The sequence below is a fragment of the Bacteroides sp. FSHCM14E1 genome (assembly GCF_019633785.1).
GTDB classification, from domain to species: Bacteria; Bacteroidota; Bacteroidia; order Bacteroidales; family Bacteroidaceae; genus Bacteroides; species Bacteroides hominis.
The window spans coordinates 72714-88650 of sequence record NZ_JADKYL010000007.1; the positions used below are offsets into that span (position 1 = coordinate 72714).

10 protein-coding genes are annotated in these 15937 nt (G+C 42.9%); 9 read left to right on the top strand and 1 reads right to left on the bottom strand.

The genetic code is table 11. From position 1 onward, the window contains the following. Nucleotides 1–412 precede the first annotated feature (412 nt). The 4 genes from ISX59_RS12470 to ISX59_RS12485 all read left to right on the top strand — a co-directional run bounded on the left by ISX59_RS12470 (nucleotide 413) and on the right by ISX59_RS12485 (nucleotide 4175). Complete coding sequence (locus tag ISX59_RS12470) at nucleotides 413–892, top strand: HU family DNA-binding protein (RefSeq protein WP_032537189.1); 480 nt, start codon at nucleotides 413–415, stop codon at nucleotides 890–892. 21 nt (nucleotides 893–913) lie between these two features. Next, the gene (locus ISX59_RS12475; protein ID WP_005784981.1) at nucleotides 914–1006 is read left to right on the top strand and encodes a smalltalk protein; all 93 of its coding nucleotides are present in this window, start codon (nucleotides 914–916) and stop codon (nucleotides 1004–1006) included. Nucleotides 1007–1153: 147 nt separating this feature from the next. Next, the gene (locus ISX59_RS12480) at nucleotides 1154–2701 is read left to right on the top strand and encodes an ATP-binding protein (RefSeq protein WP_005810300.1); all 1548 of its coding nucleotides are present in this window, start codon (nucleotides 1154–1156) and stop codon (nucleotides 2699–2701) included. Nucleotides 2702–2903: 202 nt separating this feature from the next. Further along, the gene (locus ISX59_RS12485; RefSeq protein ID WP_005775543.1) at nucleotides 2904–4175 is read left to right on the top strand and encodes an ATP-binding protein; all 1272 of its coding nucleotides are present in this window, start codon (nucleotides 2904–2906) and stop codon (nucleotides 4173–4175) included. Between the two features lie 151 nt (nucleotides 4176–4326). Here ISX59_RS12485 and ISX59_RS12490 read toward each other — a convergent pair whose 3' ends face one another. Continuing rightward, on the bottom strand, nucleotides 4327–5328 hold the full coding sequence (locus tag ISX59_RS12490) for an aldo/keto reductase (protein WP_220575948.1): 1002 nt from the start codon (nucleotides 5326–5328) through the stop codon (nucleotides 4327–4329). A 177-nt stretch (nucleotides 5329–5505) separates the two neighbouring features. Here ISX59_RS12490 and ISX59_RS12495 point away from each other — a divergent pair, with 177 nt between their 5' ends. The 5 genes from ISX59_RS12495 (at nucleotide 5506) to ISX59_RS12515 (ending at nucleotide 15935) form a co-directional block, all read left to right on the top strand. Further along, nucleotides 5506–7674: a glycoside hydrolase family 3 C-terminal domain-containing protein gene (locus tag ISX59_RS12495; protein WP_005810298.1), complete on the top strand. Its 2169-nt coding sequence runs from the start codon at nucleotides 5506–5508 to the stop codon at nucleotides 7672–7674. Nucleotides 7675–8052: 378 nt separating this feature from the next. Next, nucleotides 8053–11190 (top strand): TonB-dependent receptor, encoded by a 3138-nt coding sequence (locus ISX59_RS12500; RefSeq protein WP_032537187.1) that lies wholly within the window; start codon nucleotides 8053–8055, stop codon nucleotides 11188–11190. A gap of 25 nt (nucleotides 11191–11215) precedes the next feature. Further along, nucleotides 11216–12883 carry a RagB/SusD family nutrient uptake outer membrane protein gene (locus ISX59_RS12505; RefSeq protein ID WP_022011985.1) on the top strand — a complete coding sequence of 556 codons (1668 nt, stop codon included), beginning with the start codon at nucleotides 11216–11218 and terminating at the stop codon, nucleotides 12881–12883. Continuing rightward, nucleotides 12883–14025, top strand: coding sequence for a glycan-binding surface protein (locus ISX59_RS12510; RefSeq protein WP_022011984.1), 1143 nt, complete (start codon nucleotides 12883–12885; stop codon nucleotides 14023–14025). The genes ISX59_RS12505 and ISX59_RS12510 overlap by 1 nt, the downstream gene beginning before the upstream one ends. Nucleotides 14026–14153: 128 nt before the next feature. After that, nucleotides 14154–15935: a hypothetical protein gene (locus ISX59_RS12515; RefSeq protein ID WP_195341417.1), complete on the top strand. Its 1782-nt coding sequence runs from the start codon at nucleotides 14154–14156 to the stop codon at nucleotides 15933–15935. The last annotated feature ends 2 nt before the right edge of the window (nucleotides 15936–15937 follow it).

Below are 15937 nucleotides of genomic sequence, written 5' to 3' on the forward strand. Positions count from 1 at the left end.
AGGAGGAAGTAGCTTCTAATGAAAATATCAGGAAAGTCATAGATGTAATCAGATAGAATGAGTGAAAATATACCTCAACAGGTATAGATTTCTGTTTTGCTCCCACTTTTATGCCATATCGGGTATAAAAGTGGGAGCCTTTTATTGTATTTGTACCCAAACGGGTATAATATGGGAAATCAAACAATAGCAAAGTATGTGAAGCAGATGCGTAGGGAAGAGGGTGTCCGAAAAAGGATACTCTCTTTTTTATTTGCTGAGAATGTGATACTTATAACTTTTTCTGAGTGATCGGTTCCGGATACCCTGTTTCCCTTTGTCATCTTCTTGTAAATGTTCACCTTTGCAATGTTGATCAACGAAATGTGAATAAAATCAGTAGTAATAACATGAAGAAAAGGAGATTAGGAATATGACTTTATTTTATAAAGCAGTGCAATCGACCATGGCAACTAAGACCGGTGACAAGAAGTGGCATTTGAATCTGGTGAAGATAGGTAAAACGGTGTCCACCCAGCAACTGGCAGAGATGATTGCGGAGAAGTCGTCATTGACCCCGGGTGATGTACATAATGTGGTCCGGAACTTAATGACGGCAATGCGCAGCGAGTTATTGAACAGTAAGACGGTACGCCTGGAAGGGTTGGGTACTTTTACGATGAAGGCGCGTAGCCGTGGAAGGGGAGTAGACAAAGAGGAGGATGTCAATCCGAACCAGGTGGGAGCTCTTCTCTGTCACTTCACACCGGAATATACCCGGCCTGCCGCTATTGGCACTACCCGTGCTTTGCTTCAGGGTGTTGAGTTTCAGAAGATAGGCAGTATCGGCACTTCGGGCGGTAATGGCTCTGGAAATGGTGATGGAGACATTGTGGATGATCCGACCGCATAGTAAGTTTAATCAGATAAACAGATGAAGAAGAATAGCTGGAATATCCTTTTAAAGGTGATCATAGCTGTGGCAAGCGCCATTGCCGGAGTGATAGGAGGGCAGGGACTGCTCTGATAACTGACCGATCGTTTCGGTTGAAAAAATAAATGCCGGTATCTGTTCGGAAGAATGGGTACCGGCATTTATTATTATGGTTAGCAAAACCGATAATTAAGAATAATCTTGTATATTTGTGAGTGAAACGATTAATAGAAATGCGTTATGGCTAAACTTTACCCGATTGGGATACAGAACTTTGAGAAAATACGTAGGGAAGGCTATCTTTATATAGATAAGACTGCATTAGTCTGTAGATTGGTAAAAACGGGTTCATATTATTTCCTGAGCCGTCCCCGTCGCTTTGGCAAGAGTCTGCTGATATCTACTCTTGAAGCTTATTTTCAAGGGAAAAAGGACTTGTTTTGTGGTTTGGCTATGGGGGAGTTGGAGAAAGACTGGATAAAATATCCGATTTTACATCTGGATCTGAACACGGAAAAGTATGATACGCCCGAAAGCCTGGATCGGATATTGAACGATACGTTGGCTAAATGGGAAATGGTGTACGGGACTGCTCCTTCTGAAACTTCTATTCCTCTGCGTTTCAAGGGTATTGTGCAGCGTGCCTGTGAACAGTCGGGGCAGCGGGTGGTGATTTTGATTGATGAATATGATAAACCGATGTTGCAGGCTATCGGCAATGAGGAGTTGGGAGAGAAGTATCGTGATACACTGAAAGGTTTTTATTCTGTGCTGAAAACGATGGACGGGTATATCCGCTTTGCCCTTTTGACGGGAGTTACCAAGTTTGGTAAGGTAAGTGTGTTTAGTGACCTGAATAATCTGAACGATATCTCCATGGACGAACCTTATGTGGAGTTGTGTGGAATTACAGAAAAGGAAATCCATCATTATCTGGAACCGGAAATTCGCCAGTTGGCGAAATATCAAAAGATGTCGTACGAAGATGCTTGCCGGGAGTTGAAGGAACGGTATGATGGTTATCATTTCACGGAAAATTCTATCGGTTTATATAATCCGTTCAGTATACTGAATACTTTTTATAAGATGAAGTTTGGCAGTTACTGGTTCGAAACAGGTACTCCGTCTTATTTGGTAAAACTTTTACTGCGTGATAAATATGACTTGCAACAGCTGGCGCACGATGAGGCGACATCAGATATGCTGAATTGCATAGATTCTACTTCGAAGAATCCTCTGCCGGTGATTTATCAGAGTGGCTATCTGACGATAAAAGGGTATGATGAACGTTTTGATATCTACCATCTGGGATTTCCCAATCGGGAAGTAGAGGAAGGATTTATCAGGTATTTACTTCCTTTTTATGCAAATATTGATAAAGGACAAACAGGGTTTCATATAACCCGGTTCGTTTCTGAAGTGGAACAGGGAGATTGTGATGCTTTCTTTCGCCGTCTGCAAAGTTTCTTCGCCGATACTCCTTATGAACTGGTACGTGACTTGGAGTTGCATTATCAGAATGTTCTTTTTATTGTTTATAAGTTACTTGGTTTTTATGTCCAGGCGGAGTATCATACTTCTAACGGGCGCATCGATATGGTTTTGAAGACAGAACGATACATTTATGTGATGGAGTTCAAATTTGACGGGAGTGCGGAAGAGGCTTTGAAACAGATAGAAGAAAGGGAATATGCCGCTCCGTTTGCCAATGATCCCCGTCAACTGCTAAAGGCAGGAGTGAACTTTAGCTCGAAGACAAGGAATATTGATTGTTGGGTCGTGGATTGACTCTAAATACCACATGATAATCTGAATATTACACATCTGTGTGATCTGTTAATCTGTGATGAAAAAGAGTTCTGATTCTAGCTAAGGAGGGATATCCTCCCTCAGGATGATATAAGACGCATGGCCGTATTAAGGAAATTGCTTTTATGCTTTGTATACTGACGGAAATTCCTTATATTTGCTCTGTATAAAGAGCGATTTCATGGAAAAGAGAATCATTAAAACCATAATCAGTGAAAAGCAACAGGAGATTGCTACGACTGAATTAGTAGAAAGACCCATCTTTTTGGAGGAAGTCTGCAACTATGTTTTTGTAGGGCTTCGTCGTGCCGGAAAATCATATTTGATGTTCCAACATATTCAATCAATGATAAAATCCGGCAAAGCGACTATTGAAGATATCTTATACATCAATTTTGAGGACGAGCGAATATCCTCCATTCAAATGGAGGAGCTAAATCTACTTCTTGAGTCGTATCGTGAATTATACGAAAATAAACGGCCATTGATATACCTGGATGAAATACAAAATATTGAAGGATGGGAACATTTTGCCCGACGTTTAGCAGACTCCAAATATAGAGTATACATTACCGGAAGTAATGCTAAAATGTTGAGTCGGGATATTGCAACAACACTTGGAGGCAGATTTATCATCAAGGAGGTTTACCCATTTTCGTTTTCGGAATATCTGACCTACAAGGGAGTCAAGCTTTCTAAAAATTGGGAATATTCTGATGAGAGGATTACAGTTGCAAAGCTCTTTGATGATTACTTTCACTTTGGCGGATTTCCTGAAACATTTGATTTGAGAGATAAAAGAAGTTGGATAAACTCATTATACTTAAAGATTCTTCTAGGGGATATTATTAGCCGGAATGAGATCCGCAATGCGGATGCTATCCGTTTGCTTGCTAAAAAAATGGCCGAAAGTGTAATGCAGCCAATAGCTTTAAGTCGATTACAGCATATCGTAAGTTCTGCAGGAGCTAAGGTGAGCCGAAATACGATTGCGGATTACATTGGATATATGAAAGATGCCTATCTTGTTTTTGGTATCTCTAATTTTACGGACTCGTTGAGTGATCGTGAGATATCTCAAAAGCGATATTTTTGTGATAACGGGCTACTGAATGTTTTTTTGGCAGATCCGGAGACTAAGCTATTGGAAAATATCGTGGCGTTGGCACTGATGAAGCGGTACGGTAATGAAGAACTATCTTATTATAATAAGAACGTTGAGGTGGACTTCTATCTTCCGTCGCAGAAGATGGCTGTGCAAGCTTCGTTTAGTATTTCCGATAGCTCTACTTTTGAGCGAGAAACTAAGGCTTTGGTAAAAATCGCAAATAGCTTTGATGTGGAGAAATTCATTATAGTGACTTATGACAACGAAAGGACAGTAGAGATTGCTGGAATATTAATAGATGTTGTACCTGTGTGGAAGTGGTTGCTGAATATTGAAGGGTTTTAGGCAGAGATGATTGCAGAGAAGTCGTCATTGACAGGGGCTGTTTCAAAACTCACCACAGATTACACGGATTAACACAGAGAAGAGATTAATTTGATTGATAATCTGAATATTACACATCTGTGTGATCTGTTAATCTGTGATGAAAAAGAGTTTATTGAAGAATGCTCCCGATACGTTGCAGCTCGTCCGGACTAAACTTACAGTTTTCCGTCGCTTTCAGGTTGTCTGCCAGTTGACTGACGGAACTGGCGCCGATAATGACGGAGGTTACCAGATCATCTTTCAATATCCAGGCTAATGCCATTTCGGCTAAGGTTTGTCCGCGACTGCCTGCCACTTCATTCAATGCTTTGATTTTATTTAATACTTGATCGGTCAGTTGTTCTTTTTTCAGGAAACCTCCGCGGGCTATCCTTGAATCTTCAGGAATTCCATTTAGATACCGGTTAGTGAGCAGACCCTGAGCCAGAGGAGAAAAGGTGATAAAGCCGGTACCGTTCTCTTGGGCTTGCCGGAGGATACCTTGTGCTTCCGGTTCACGGTTAAACAGGTTATATCGTCCCTGATAGAGGAGACAATGCACGTCTCGCTCTTCCAGATATCGGTAGGCAAACTCTGCTTTTTCTTTGGGGTATTTGGAAATACCGATGTAGAGGGCCTTACCTTGCCGGACAATGTCGACGAGTGCCTGAAGAGTTTCTTCAAGTGGAGTTTCGGGATCGTAACGGTGGATATAGAAAATATCTACATATTCCAGATTCATGCGTTTTAAACTCTGGTTGAGACTGCTCATCAGATATTTTCGGGAGCCCCAGTTCCCGTAAGGACCTTCCCACATATCATGTCCGGCTTTGGTGGATATGAATAGCTCATCACGATAGGGCATAAAGGATTTCTTCATGATTAGCCCGAACGTCTCCTCGGCTGAGCCATAAGAGGGACCGTAGTTATTAGCCAGGTCGAAATGTGTGATGCCTTTGTCGAATGCAAAGTGAGCCATTCGAAGGCTATTGGCTAATGTATCTACATCACCGAAGTTATGCCAGAGGCCCAGGGAAACTTCCGGTAACAGTATACCGCTTTTGCCACAACGGCGATACTTCATTCCACCGGAGTATCTCGCCTTATCTGCTGAATAAATAGGATTGATCATATTCTGGAGTATTTGAGGATTAACTATGTGCAAAGATAATGGATTTATAAAGCAATATAAGTTATCAAAATAATAATTGTATTATGAATGGATAAAATAATACTGGATGGTTTGATGGAATCCCGATAATTTTGCATTATTGAAAAGCGTATGAACTAAAAACAGTGGAGATAGAATATGAAAGACATGCAAACAAAAATAGTAATGATAGGGATTCTACTTTCTGCCGGTATAATGTTGAGAGCTCAAGACAATGGAGGGTGTGAGGATTGTCCGGCTTTTAATGCAGGAGGAAAAGTGGAAGTCCGCGGTGTGAAAGAGAGGATTATCGGAGATTTGTCGCAACCGATTGCCGTTCGCGTGAAAACACTCATCCAACAGATGACACTGGCAGAGAAGGCATCTCAACTCGTGAGCGAAAGTGATAGCATCCCCAGGCTGAACCTTCCTGCTTATAATTATTGGAATGAATGTCTTCATGGAGTGGCTCGTGCAGGTGAAGTGACTGTTTTTCCACAGGCTATTAATCTGGCTTCTACCTGGGATACGGTATTGGTAAAGCGGGTGGCTTCTGCTATTTCTACGGAGGCGCGACTGAAATATCTGGAAATAGGAAAGGGGCTCACTTACTGGTCGCCTACTATCAATATGGCTCGTGACCCGCGCTGGGGAAGAAATGAAGAGACTTATGGTGAAGATCCGTATCTGACTTCACGGCTTGGAGTAGCCTTTGTGAAGGGGCTACAGGGTGATCATCCGGCTTATCTGAAAACTGTCGCAACAATCAAACACTTTGTGGCTAACAACGAAGAGAACAATCGCTTTTCCAGCTCTTCGCAAATACCGACGAAACAGTTGTATGAATATTATTTTCCGGCTTACGAAGCTTGCGTGAAAGAGGCAGGCGTGCAGTCGGTAATGACGGCTTATAATGCTTTTAACGGTGTGCCTCCCAGTGGCTCCCGTTGGCTGCTCGGTGAAGTGCTGAGAAAAGAGTGGGGATTTGACGGATTTGTAGTTTCTGATTGCGGGGCCATTGGGGTGATGAATTGGCAGCATAGGGTCGTGAATTCGTTGGAGGAAGCGGCAGCGCTGGGTGTCAACAGTGGGTGTGATTTGGAATGTGGCACTACATATAAAGAGAAATTGGTTCAGGCAGTGAAACAGGGCTTAATCTCGGAAGCTACTATTGATCAGGCTTTAACGCGGGTGCTGACCGCGAGGTTTAAGTTGGGAGAATTTGATCCGATGGAACTTGTGCCTTATAATCATTACGATAAGAAGCTATTGGCCGGCAAGAAGTTTGCGGAACTTGCTTATGAAGCGGCTGTCAAGTCGGTTGTGCTATTGAAAAATGAAAATCTGTTGCCTTTAAGTAAGGAGAAGACTAAATCGGTAGCTGTAGTAGGCCCGTTTGCCGATCATAATTATTTAGGTGGATATAGTGGACAGCCTCCTTATTCGGTTACACTTTTGAAAGGGGTGAAAGATTTGATGGGTAAAAGAGGAAAAGTCAACTATTTGAACGGTATAGGAGCTTCCAGGGATTCTATTGTGGCTGCGGTAAAAGGAGTGGATGTGGTGCTTGTAGCTTTGGGAAGTGATGAAAAAATGGCAAGAGAGAATCATGATATGACTTCTATTTATTTACCGGAAGAACAGGAGAAACTGCTGAAAGCTATTTATCAAGTGAACCCGAGGATCGTATTGGTTTTCCATTCGGGAAATCCGCTAACTTCTGAATGGGCGGATGTGCATATACCGGCGATTATGCAGGCCTGGTACCCCGGGCAGGAAGCCGGTAGAGCCCTGGCCGATTTATTGTTTGGGAACGAAAATCCATCGGGTAAGCTACCTATGACTATTTATCGGGCGGAAGATCAGTTGCCGGATATCCTGGATTTTGATATGTGGAAAGGGCGTACTTATCGTTATATGAAGGAAGATCCTTTATATGGTTTCGGTCATGGGTTGAGTTATACATCATTTGGGTTCGATGGTATACAAGGAAGTGATACCTTGAAATCGGGCGCAAGGTTGCAATGTTCGGTTGAATTATCCAATACCGGTAAATGGACCGGAGAAGAAGTCGTCCAGGTGTATGTTTCCAGAGAAAATACTCCTGTCTATACATATCCGTTGAAAAAATTGGTAGCGTTTAAAAAGGTGAAACTTGCTCCGGGTGAGAAGAAGAGAGTTGAATTTAATATACCTCCCCGGGAGTTGTCGGTCTGGGAAAATGGAAACTGGAGGATGCTTACCGGAAAGTATACGCTGTTTATAGGTTCCGGACAACCGGGACTGGCAAAGGGTGTTACGAAAGGTTTTGAGGTTAAGACACAATAAGGTTGGTTTTTACAGGTTCTGAGGTAGTAGTGTTTTTTTAAGGAAAGATTGTTTGAAGGTAATTTCTTTATGTACTTGTTCTCTGATGTAAGGGTGTGCTGATTGTATCACTATCGGATAAAATAATACTGGATTGTTAATGATAACTGCACTAATTTTACATTTGAGAAAGTTCTCCGATATTGGGATAAAACAAGTCTCGATTTCGTCTTTTAGATAAACTATGGTAGAATAACGGATGCATTGAAGGCAGAAAAGAAATAAAGAGTGTTTGTCTGAATTGCATAAGTGAATGATAAAATCATACTTGTTTGTTCTCCCGGTTGACTCTATTTTTGCATTATCACAAAATTAATCATTTTAAATCAGTGTAATAGTATGAAGAACATGATGTTGTTTCTGATGGCGCTCTTGATGAGCAGCCATATGATGGCTCAGCAAACCATTGTTACAGGCGTAATCACCGATGCTAACGATGGATCTCCATTGATTGGAGCCAATGTACTGGTCAAAGGTGCCGGAACCGGTTCTATTGCCAATGTGGACGGTAAATACAGTGTAAACGTTCCGAGTGGCAAGAATGTACTGGTCTTCTCGTGTGTGGGGTATAAAGAACAGGAGATTACTTTAAAACCCGGACAGAAAATACTCAATGTGACAATGAAGGAAGATACTGAACTGCTGGATGAGGTGGTAGTCATAGGCTATGGTACAATGAAGAAGAGTGACTTGACAGGATCGGTCACCAGTATCAAAAGCGAAGACTTGATGAAAACCAATCCGATCAGTATCAACCAGGGACTTCAGGGGCGTATTGCAGGTGTGCAGGTCAACCAGAATGATGGTGCTCCCGGAGCAGGCGTGAGTATTCAGATTCGTGGTGCGAACTCGTTTTCAACTTCTACAGAACCGCTTTACATTGTAGATGGTATTCCTTTTACCAGTAGTGGAATGCCCGGAACAGGTAAAGATGGTATGATGCAGACGGCCAATCCTCTGTCGACGATTAATCCGTCGGATATCGAGTCTATTGAGATCCTGAAGGATGCTTCAGCTACGGCTATTTACGGATCACGCGGTGCGAACGGAGTGGTATTGATTACCACCAAGCGTGGTGCGAAGGGAAAAGACAATATCAGCTTCAGTGCTAATTTCGGAATATCGAAAGTAGTGAAGAAATTGGATATGTTGGATGGATATGCATATGCGATGTATAGGAATGAAGCAGCACGGATGTTTAATGAATACGAGAATGCAAATGAAGCTATTCCTTATCCGGGCACTTCGAAAGTGGACCCGAATACCGGTGAATCGGTTTATTCTCCGGGACCGGAAGATTACCGGAATGGTACGTATCCCAGTGTAAACTGGCAGGATGAAGTATTTGAAACAGCTTTTTCCCAGGAATACAATCTGAGCGTGAACGGTTCGAATGATAAGGGGTATTATGCAATCTCCGGTAATATACTGGATCAGAGCGGTATCATTCATAACTCCGGATACAAACGTTATTCATTCCGTGCGAATCTCGCTCGTAAGGTACACGACTGGATTGAAATCGGTACGAATATGAGTTTTACCAACTCATTGAACAAGCTTGCCAAAACCAATTCTGTCAGTGATGGTATTATCCGGGGGGCTTTGTTCTATCCGGCTACCGCACCCTTGGACGATGAAACGAATAATGCCCAGTTGAACTGGTTCTCATCGAATCCTTATGTATATACCCGTGCGGCTAAAGATGAACTGGCAACGAATAGTTTCTTCTCTTCTTCATTTGTGGAAATCACACCGTATAAGGATTTGAAAGTTCGTCAGAATGTGGGTTTTTCCTATAATATAAACGAACGTGATGTGTACTATAACAGAGAGACGGTGGAAGGTAAAGATCCGACAAACGGATACGCCTCAAAAGCTGATAACTGGGCGAAGAATCTGGTACTTGAAACGATGGCGACTTACAACAAAACTTTCAATAAGAATCATTCGTTGAATGTGGTTGCTGCTTTCTCTTATGAAAGAGGGGACTATGGTAATAAAGCAATGGTAGCTACCGGATTCCCCCAGGACCTGACGGAAGACTTTGATATGAGTGCCGCTGTGAATCCGCAGAAGCCGACCAGTGGACGCGGAATGACTTCTCTGGTTTCTTTCCTGGGACGTGCCAACTATAACCTGATGAATAAGTATCTGTTTACTGCCTCTTTCCGTCGGGATGGTTCCAGTAAGTTTGCACCGGGCAACAAATGGTCTAACTTTGCTTCAGGAGCTATTGCCTGGAGAGCATCGGAAGAGCAGTTTATTAAGGACCTGAATTTGTTTAGTAACCTGAAGTTCCGTGCAAGTTACGGGCAGACTGGTAATCAGGCGATAGGCGCCTATGCTACCCGTGACTATCTGACTGTGGCCAATTATCCGATTAACGGTGCACTTTCCAGTGGATTTGCCAATCTTACCTGGAGAGGACCTGCCAATCCGGATTTGAAGTGGGAGACTACCAGCCAGTATAATGTGGGTGTGGATATGGGATTCCTGCAGAACAGAATTAATTTGACTGTCGATCTGTATTACAAAAAGACATCTGACTTATTGCAGAATATACAGATACCACAAAGTACAGGTTTCTCGAATATGACGACTAACTTTGGAAATGTAACGAATAAGGGACTTGAAATTACCGGAAAGTTCTATGCGATCACCGGTAAGAACTTCAACTGGGATTTTGATGCTAATATTTCCTTTAACCGTAACAAGATCAGCGGACTTCCGGGAGATCAGTTTGCCCAGGGATGGAGTAAGGCTGATAATGTATTCCTGCAGCGCAACGGAATGCCGATCGGAACCATTTATGGATTTGTGGAAGATGGTTTTTATGATAATATTGCTGAAGTAAGAGCCGACCCGTTTTATGCAAAAGAGTCAGAAGCCGTATGTAAAGCAATGGTGGGTGAGGTGAAATATAAAGATTTGGATGGAGTAGCCGGTATTACAAATGCTGATCGCCAGGTAATTGGGGATACGAATCCGGATTTCACTTTCGGTATGACTCACAATTTTACTTATAAGAACTTTTCTTTAAGCTTTTTCCTGCAAGGATGTGTCGGAGGTGATATTTTCAATGCGAACTTACTCGAGGTGACTATGAGTGGTATTGGTAATATTCCGCTGAATATATATGAATCTCGCTGGACACCCGAAAACCGGGAGAATGCCAAATGGCCGAAAGCTTATGCCGGCTATGGAAGAACGATGAAACTGTCTGATCGTTATGTAGAAGACGGATCTTATCTGAGAATGAAGAATATTAATCTGGGGTATAAGTTTGTCTCTCCGTTCAAGGGAATTGAATCGATCAATCTGTTTGCTTCTGTCAGCAATGTATTCACCATTTCGGGATATAGCTGGTATGATCCGGATGTAAACTCTTTCGGTAGTGATGCTTCTCGCCGTGGCGTGGATTTATTCTCGTATCCAAGTAGTCGCACCTTCTCATTTGGTTTACAGTGTACGTTCTGATGTTTAACTCAAATCAAGAAAAGTCATGAAAAAAATAATATTCAAATCGTTTTTATTGCTATGGACAGTCCTGTTGGCATGTTCATGCAATGATTTGCTGGAAGAAAAGGCCTATGATTTTGTGTCACCCGAACAGTTGGGAGACAGTGAGAGTGCGGCTTCCCAGCTTGTGACAGGTACTTATAATACAGTGATCACCAGCTTTATTGCTCCGGGTTCTTATCTTTATCTGACCAATATGGATTGTGACTATGCGTCGGGTGCATCATGGGCATTTGGTAATGTCGGAGCAGGTAATCCACAAGGATTCTGGGGAATAGATCATATGTGGCAGGGCAGCTATACGTTGATTCACCGGGCAAATCTGGGTATATCCAAGATCTCGGCTATGAATAACCTGACTCCGGAGAGTAAACAGGACGCTTTGGCACAACTCTGCTTCCTTAAAGCATGGGCTTATTTTAACTTGGTGAGAAATTACGGTCCTGTGCCTATTTTCCGGAAATCAATATCGGAAGGGGAAGCTATGAGCCAGCCTCGTGCCTCGGTATCGGACGTATACACACATATCATTGAATTGCTGGAACAAGCTGAAGGAATGTATTCGAAAGATGATGCCGGGTTTGTAGCGGGACGTGCCTCGAGCGGAGCTGCCAAAGCGTTATTGGCGAAAGTATATGTTACTATGGCTTCCGGGGCGATGTCCGGTGTGCCTATCGTGGTTAAGGGAGGAGATCCGAATATATTTGAACCACAACCTATCACGCACATTGCAAAGACTGTTGCAGGTTATGAGTCTTTTGATCCGGCCAAGTATTATGCGTTGGCACGTGACAAAGCTTGGGAGGTGATAAACGAATATACCCTGTTTGATAATTATATGGACGTATGGGCCATAGGAAACCGTAATAAGGGAGAACACATCTGGATGGCACAGGCCATCAGCGGTGATAAGGACTTTGGAAACACGATCTGTCAGGATTATGTGGGCATTTTCAAAGAAGACGGTACGATGGAAGGTAACTGGTATGGTATGCGCGATCACTGGTATCTGCTTTTCGAAGAACAGGATACGCGTATTGTCGATGGAGTTATTCACCGATATGCGTCGGATGGAATATCCAATGGTAAGGTTATCTATAACTATTATCCCCGTTGGTATGCAGATAAAGTAGAGAATAAGGAGGTATATGACAGTCAGGGCAATGCTTTTGATGGTACGGAAGTCTATCATGAAGGTCAGGGGTGGACATTGGCGAAATTGACGAAATTTACTTTTGTTACAGACCGGAAACAAAAAAACAGTGATTTTCACTTTCCGTTGCTCCGTTTGCCGGATATAATGTTGATTTATGCTGAGGCTGTCAATGAATTGAATGGCGGACCGGACGCTGAGGCCTATAATCAGGTGAACCGCATTCGTACGCGTGCCCATGCCACTCCGTTCTCCGGAATGAATCAGGATGAATTCCGTTCGGCTGTACTGGAAGAGCGTGCCCGTGAATTGGCCTATGAAGCTGACCGCCGTTATGATCTTTTCCGTTGGGGTATCTATCTGGATGTGATGAATGCCATCGATATGGATGAGCATAATGTGACTAAACGTCGTTTGGAGCGTAATCTTCTATATCCGATACCTACCAGTGAGGTGAACTCTAATGATAAGATTGATTCTAACAATCCGGGATGGTAATGAATACATTCGTAACATTTAAAATTGAAGATACAATGAAAACATTTAGATATATTTTATTCGTATGGGTGATTCTGGGCTGTGGTCTGTTTGCATCGTGTAAAGATGATGAAGTGGAATATGCCCCTCTGGCTGTCACCCGGGTATCTACGGTACTCGATCGCGAACAGGGGATCGATCAGGCTAATCTTGCACAATATATCATTGTGCAAGGTACAGGATTGAATGCTGTTAATTCGATTCTGGTAAATGATGTACAGGTTGATTTGAGAGATGCGTATATCACTTCCGGAGAAATAACTTTTCCGATCCCCAGGGTAATTCCGGGAGAGGTAAATAATCTGATAACTTTAGGAAACGGAAATTCTACCGTAACTACTCCGATATCGGTGTTTATTCCTGAATTGGAGGTGAACGGTATGTTCAATGAATTTACGCCGGCAGGTGATACGATGCAGGTGGTTGGCGATTATTTTGATCTTTATGAGATAACGACCGAATCGGGGCAGCTGTTCTTTGGTGGAAAAGAAGCGGAGATAACAAAAGCAACCGGTAACAGTCTGAGTTTTGTGTTGCCGGAGGATGCCGTAATAGGTTCAAAAATTAAATTAGTCAGCCCGGTTTGTGGAGAAGTCATGGTTCCCGGTAAATATATGGAAAAGGGCAATATGCTGTGTGACTTTGACCCGTTCACCGGTTGGGGAGGTGGTAAATATGTGATAAATGGTCCCGTTCCTGCTCCGTACAGCGGACAATTCTCCCGTTTCAAGATTAATAAGGGAGATGCGAATGATTGGGACTGGAACGAGGTGACTACTATTGCACAGTGTGCTGTCGAATACTTTCCCGAGGTTATTGCCGATCAGGATAAATATTTGCTGAAGTTTGAAGTAAATACAATCAAGCCATTGACCAAAAGACAGATCCGATTTTACTTCTCGCAGATTAATTACGATTGGGAACCTTTTGCATCGGGACTCGCCTTGAATACGAACGGAGAGTGGAAAACGGTTTCTATTGACCTGGGAGAAATGTGGAAAGGGGACATTCCTAATGATGGAGTTTTACAGATTATGGGTAATAGTTGGGCGGAAGATACGGATATATGCTTTGATAATTTCCGTATTGTTCCCAAAGATTAAGGTGTGTTTAGTGAAAGGTAGTTTATTGACTGCCTGATGTAGGGTAGAGTTGGTAAAAGAGGGGCAGTTTTCTTATAACTATCCCTCTTTTTAACTCACTCCGCAATATGAATAAAAAAAGAATGACAATGCGGAAAATTCAATATTTGTTTATCGGTTTGTTCTTCTGTCTGGGGATACAGGCACAGGAGAAATTTAATATCAGGGGGGTACTTCCCTGGCATAATTTCTTGTCAGGACCTACTTCATGGAACTTGTCAGATTACCGGAATTATCTGGATGAATGTCAGAAAAATGGTATCAACTTCATTGGTTTCCACAATTATACGGGGGGTGGTGAGCGTTATGCCACTTATGTGGAACCTATGATAAAAATAGAATATAAGAATATTCTTCCTCAAGCCTGTTTTGATAATTCTCTGACTGCACGTTGGGGCTATCTGCCGATGGCTGTGAAAGACTTTGCTTATGATACGGGAAAAGCATTCCACTTACCTGCAGGGGCAGAAGCTTTCGGTAATGACGGTTCGGTTACCTCGTACTCTCCCCGGGAGCATTACGAAAAGGCCCAGGGGCTGATGCGTGATGTATTGAAAATGGCACATGAACGGGGAATTCGTATGGCTATGGGATTTGAATTCGGAGTGATTCCTCCCGAATACTTTTCTTTGAATGTAGCCGGAGACTGTTTCTATTGGCCAGGTGAATCGAATATGATTCCGAATCCGAAAAGCCAGATAGCAGCCGAGATACATTATGCTGCAATTGATGATATCCTGAAAGCTTATCCGGATATTGATTACATCTGGATGTGGCTGAATGAACATTCGTTTATGGGAGTCGATACTCAGAAAGCATTGCGGAATGCACCTTTTGCCCGTGCTTATCGGGAAAATGAAAGCTTCTTTGAGGAAGCGGCCGATTCATCGGCCCGTTTTGTCGGAGTGTGGGCGCTGGAATATATGAAACTGACTTATGATTATCTGAAATCAAAGGGTTCGCATGCCAAATTGATCCTTGGTGGCTGGGGAGGAGGACATCAGTTACCTTCATTGCTGAAAGGATTGGACAGAGCTTTGCCCAAAGATATTATTTTCAGTTGTCTCAATCCGGATCTGGGGAAAAATCCACAACCGGAGTTTCTGGGAGAGATTGCCCGGAACCGTAATGTATGGGCAGTTCCCTGGTTGGAAGGCGATCACCAGTTGTGGCATTTTCAGCCAAGGGTCCATATGATGCGTGAACATGTGAAACTTGCCGCTAAACAGAATCTGGACGGAGTGGTTGCTATCCACTGGCGTACGGAGGAACCTCGTTTTAATTTCCGAACGTTTGCCCATTTTGCTTCGGATAAAGATGCCAAAGAAAGTGTGGAGCAGTTGTATGACAGATTTCTGACGGAGGAGTTCGGAAAAGATGCGGCTAAAAAAATGACCCCGTTGCTTGCCGGAATGGATCGGAAACAAATTCAGTGGAATGTGCCTTCGCCGGAGTTTTACGCCTATACTCCGGAATGGGGACTGCTGGACGAAAATAATGTGCGGATACGGAAAGAACTGGTGTCTTCCGGAGAATCATTATTGAAAAAGTTAAAAGGGGAGCAGCGGGATAATCTGGAACGTTTCATAGCAATGTTTCGTTTTGAACTTCTCTTGGGAGAGGTGGATCAGGCTATGATGCCTGCTTTTACCTTAAAGAAGAAAGAAGCGCAAGGTGAGAAAATAGATGCTTCACAGGAATATGCGGATGCATACCGGTTATTGCTTTCAGCACCAATCAAAGAGATGTTCGATACTTATGTGAAACGGGTTCATTCACGTGGAGAACTGGGCGTTCTTAGCTCTTTGAACCAGCGTGTGTGGCGTGAATACAATGAACTTAAAACTTATCTGGAAAATAAAATAAAATAGAA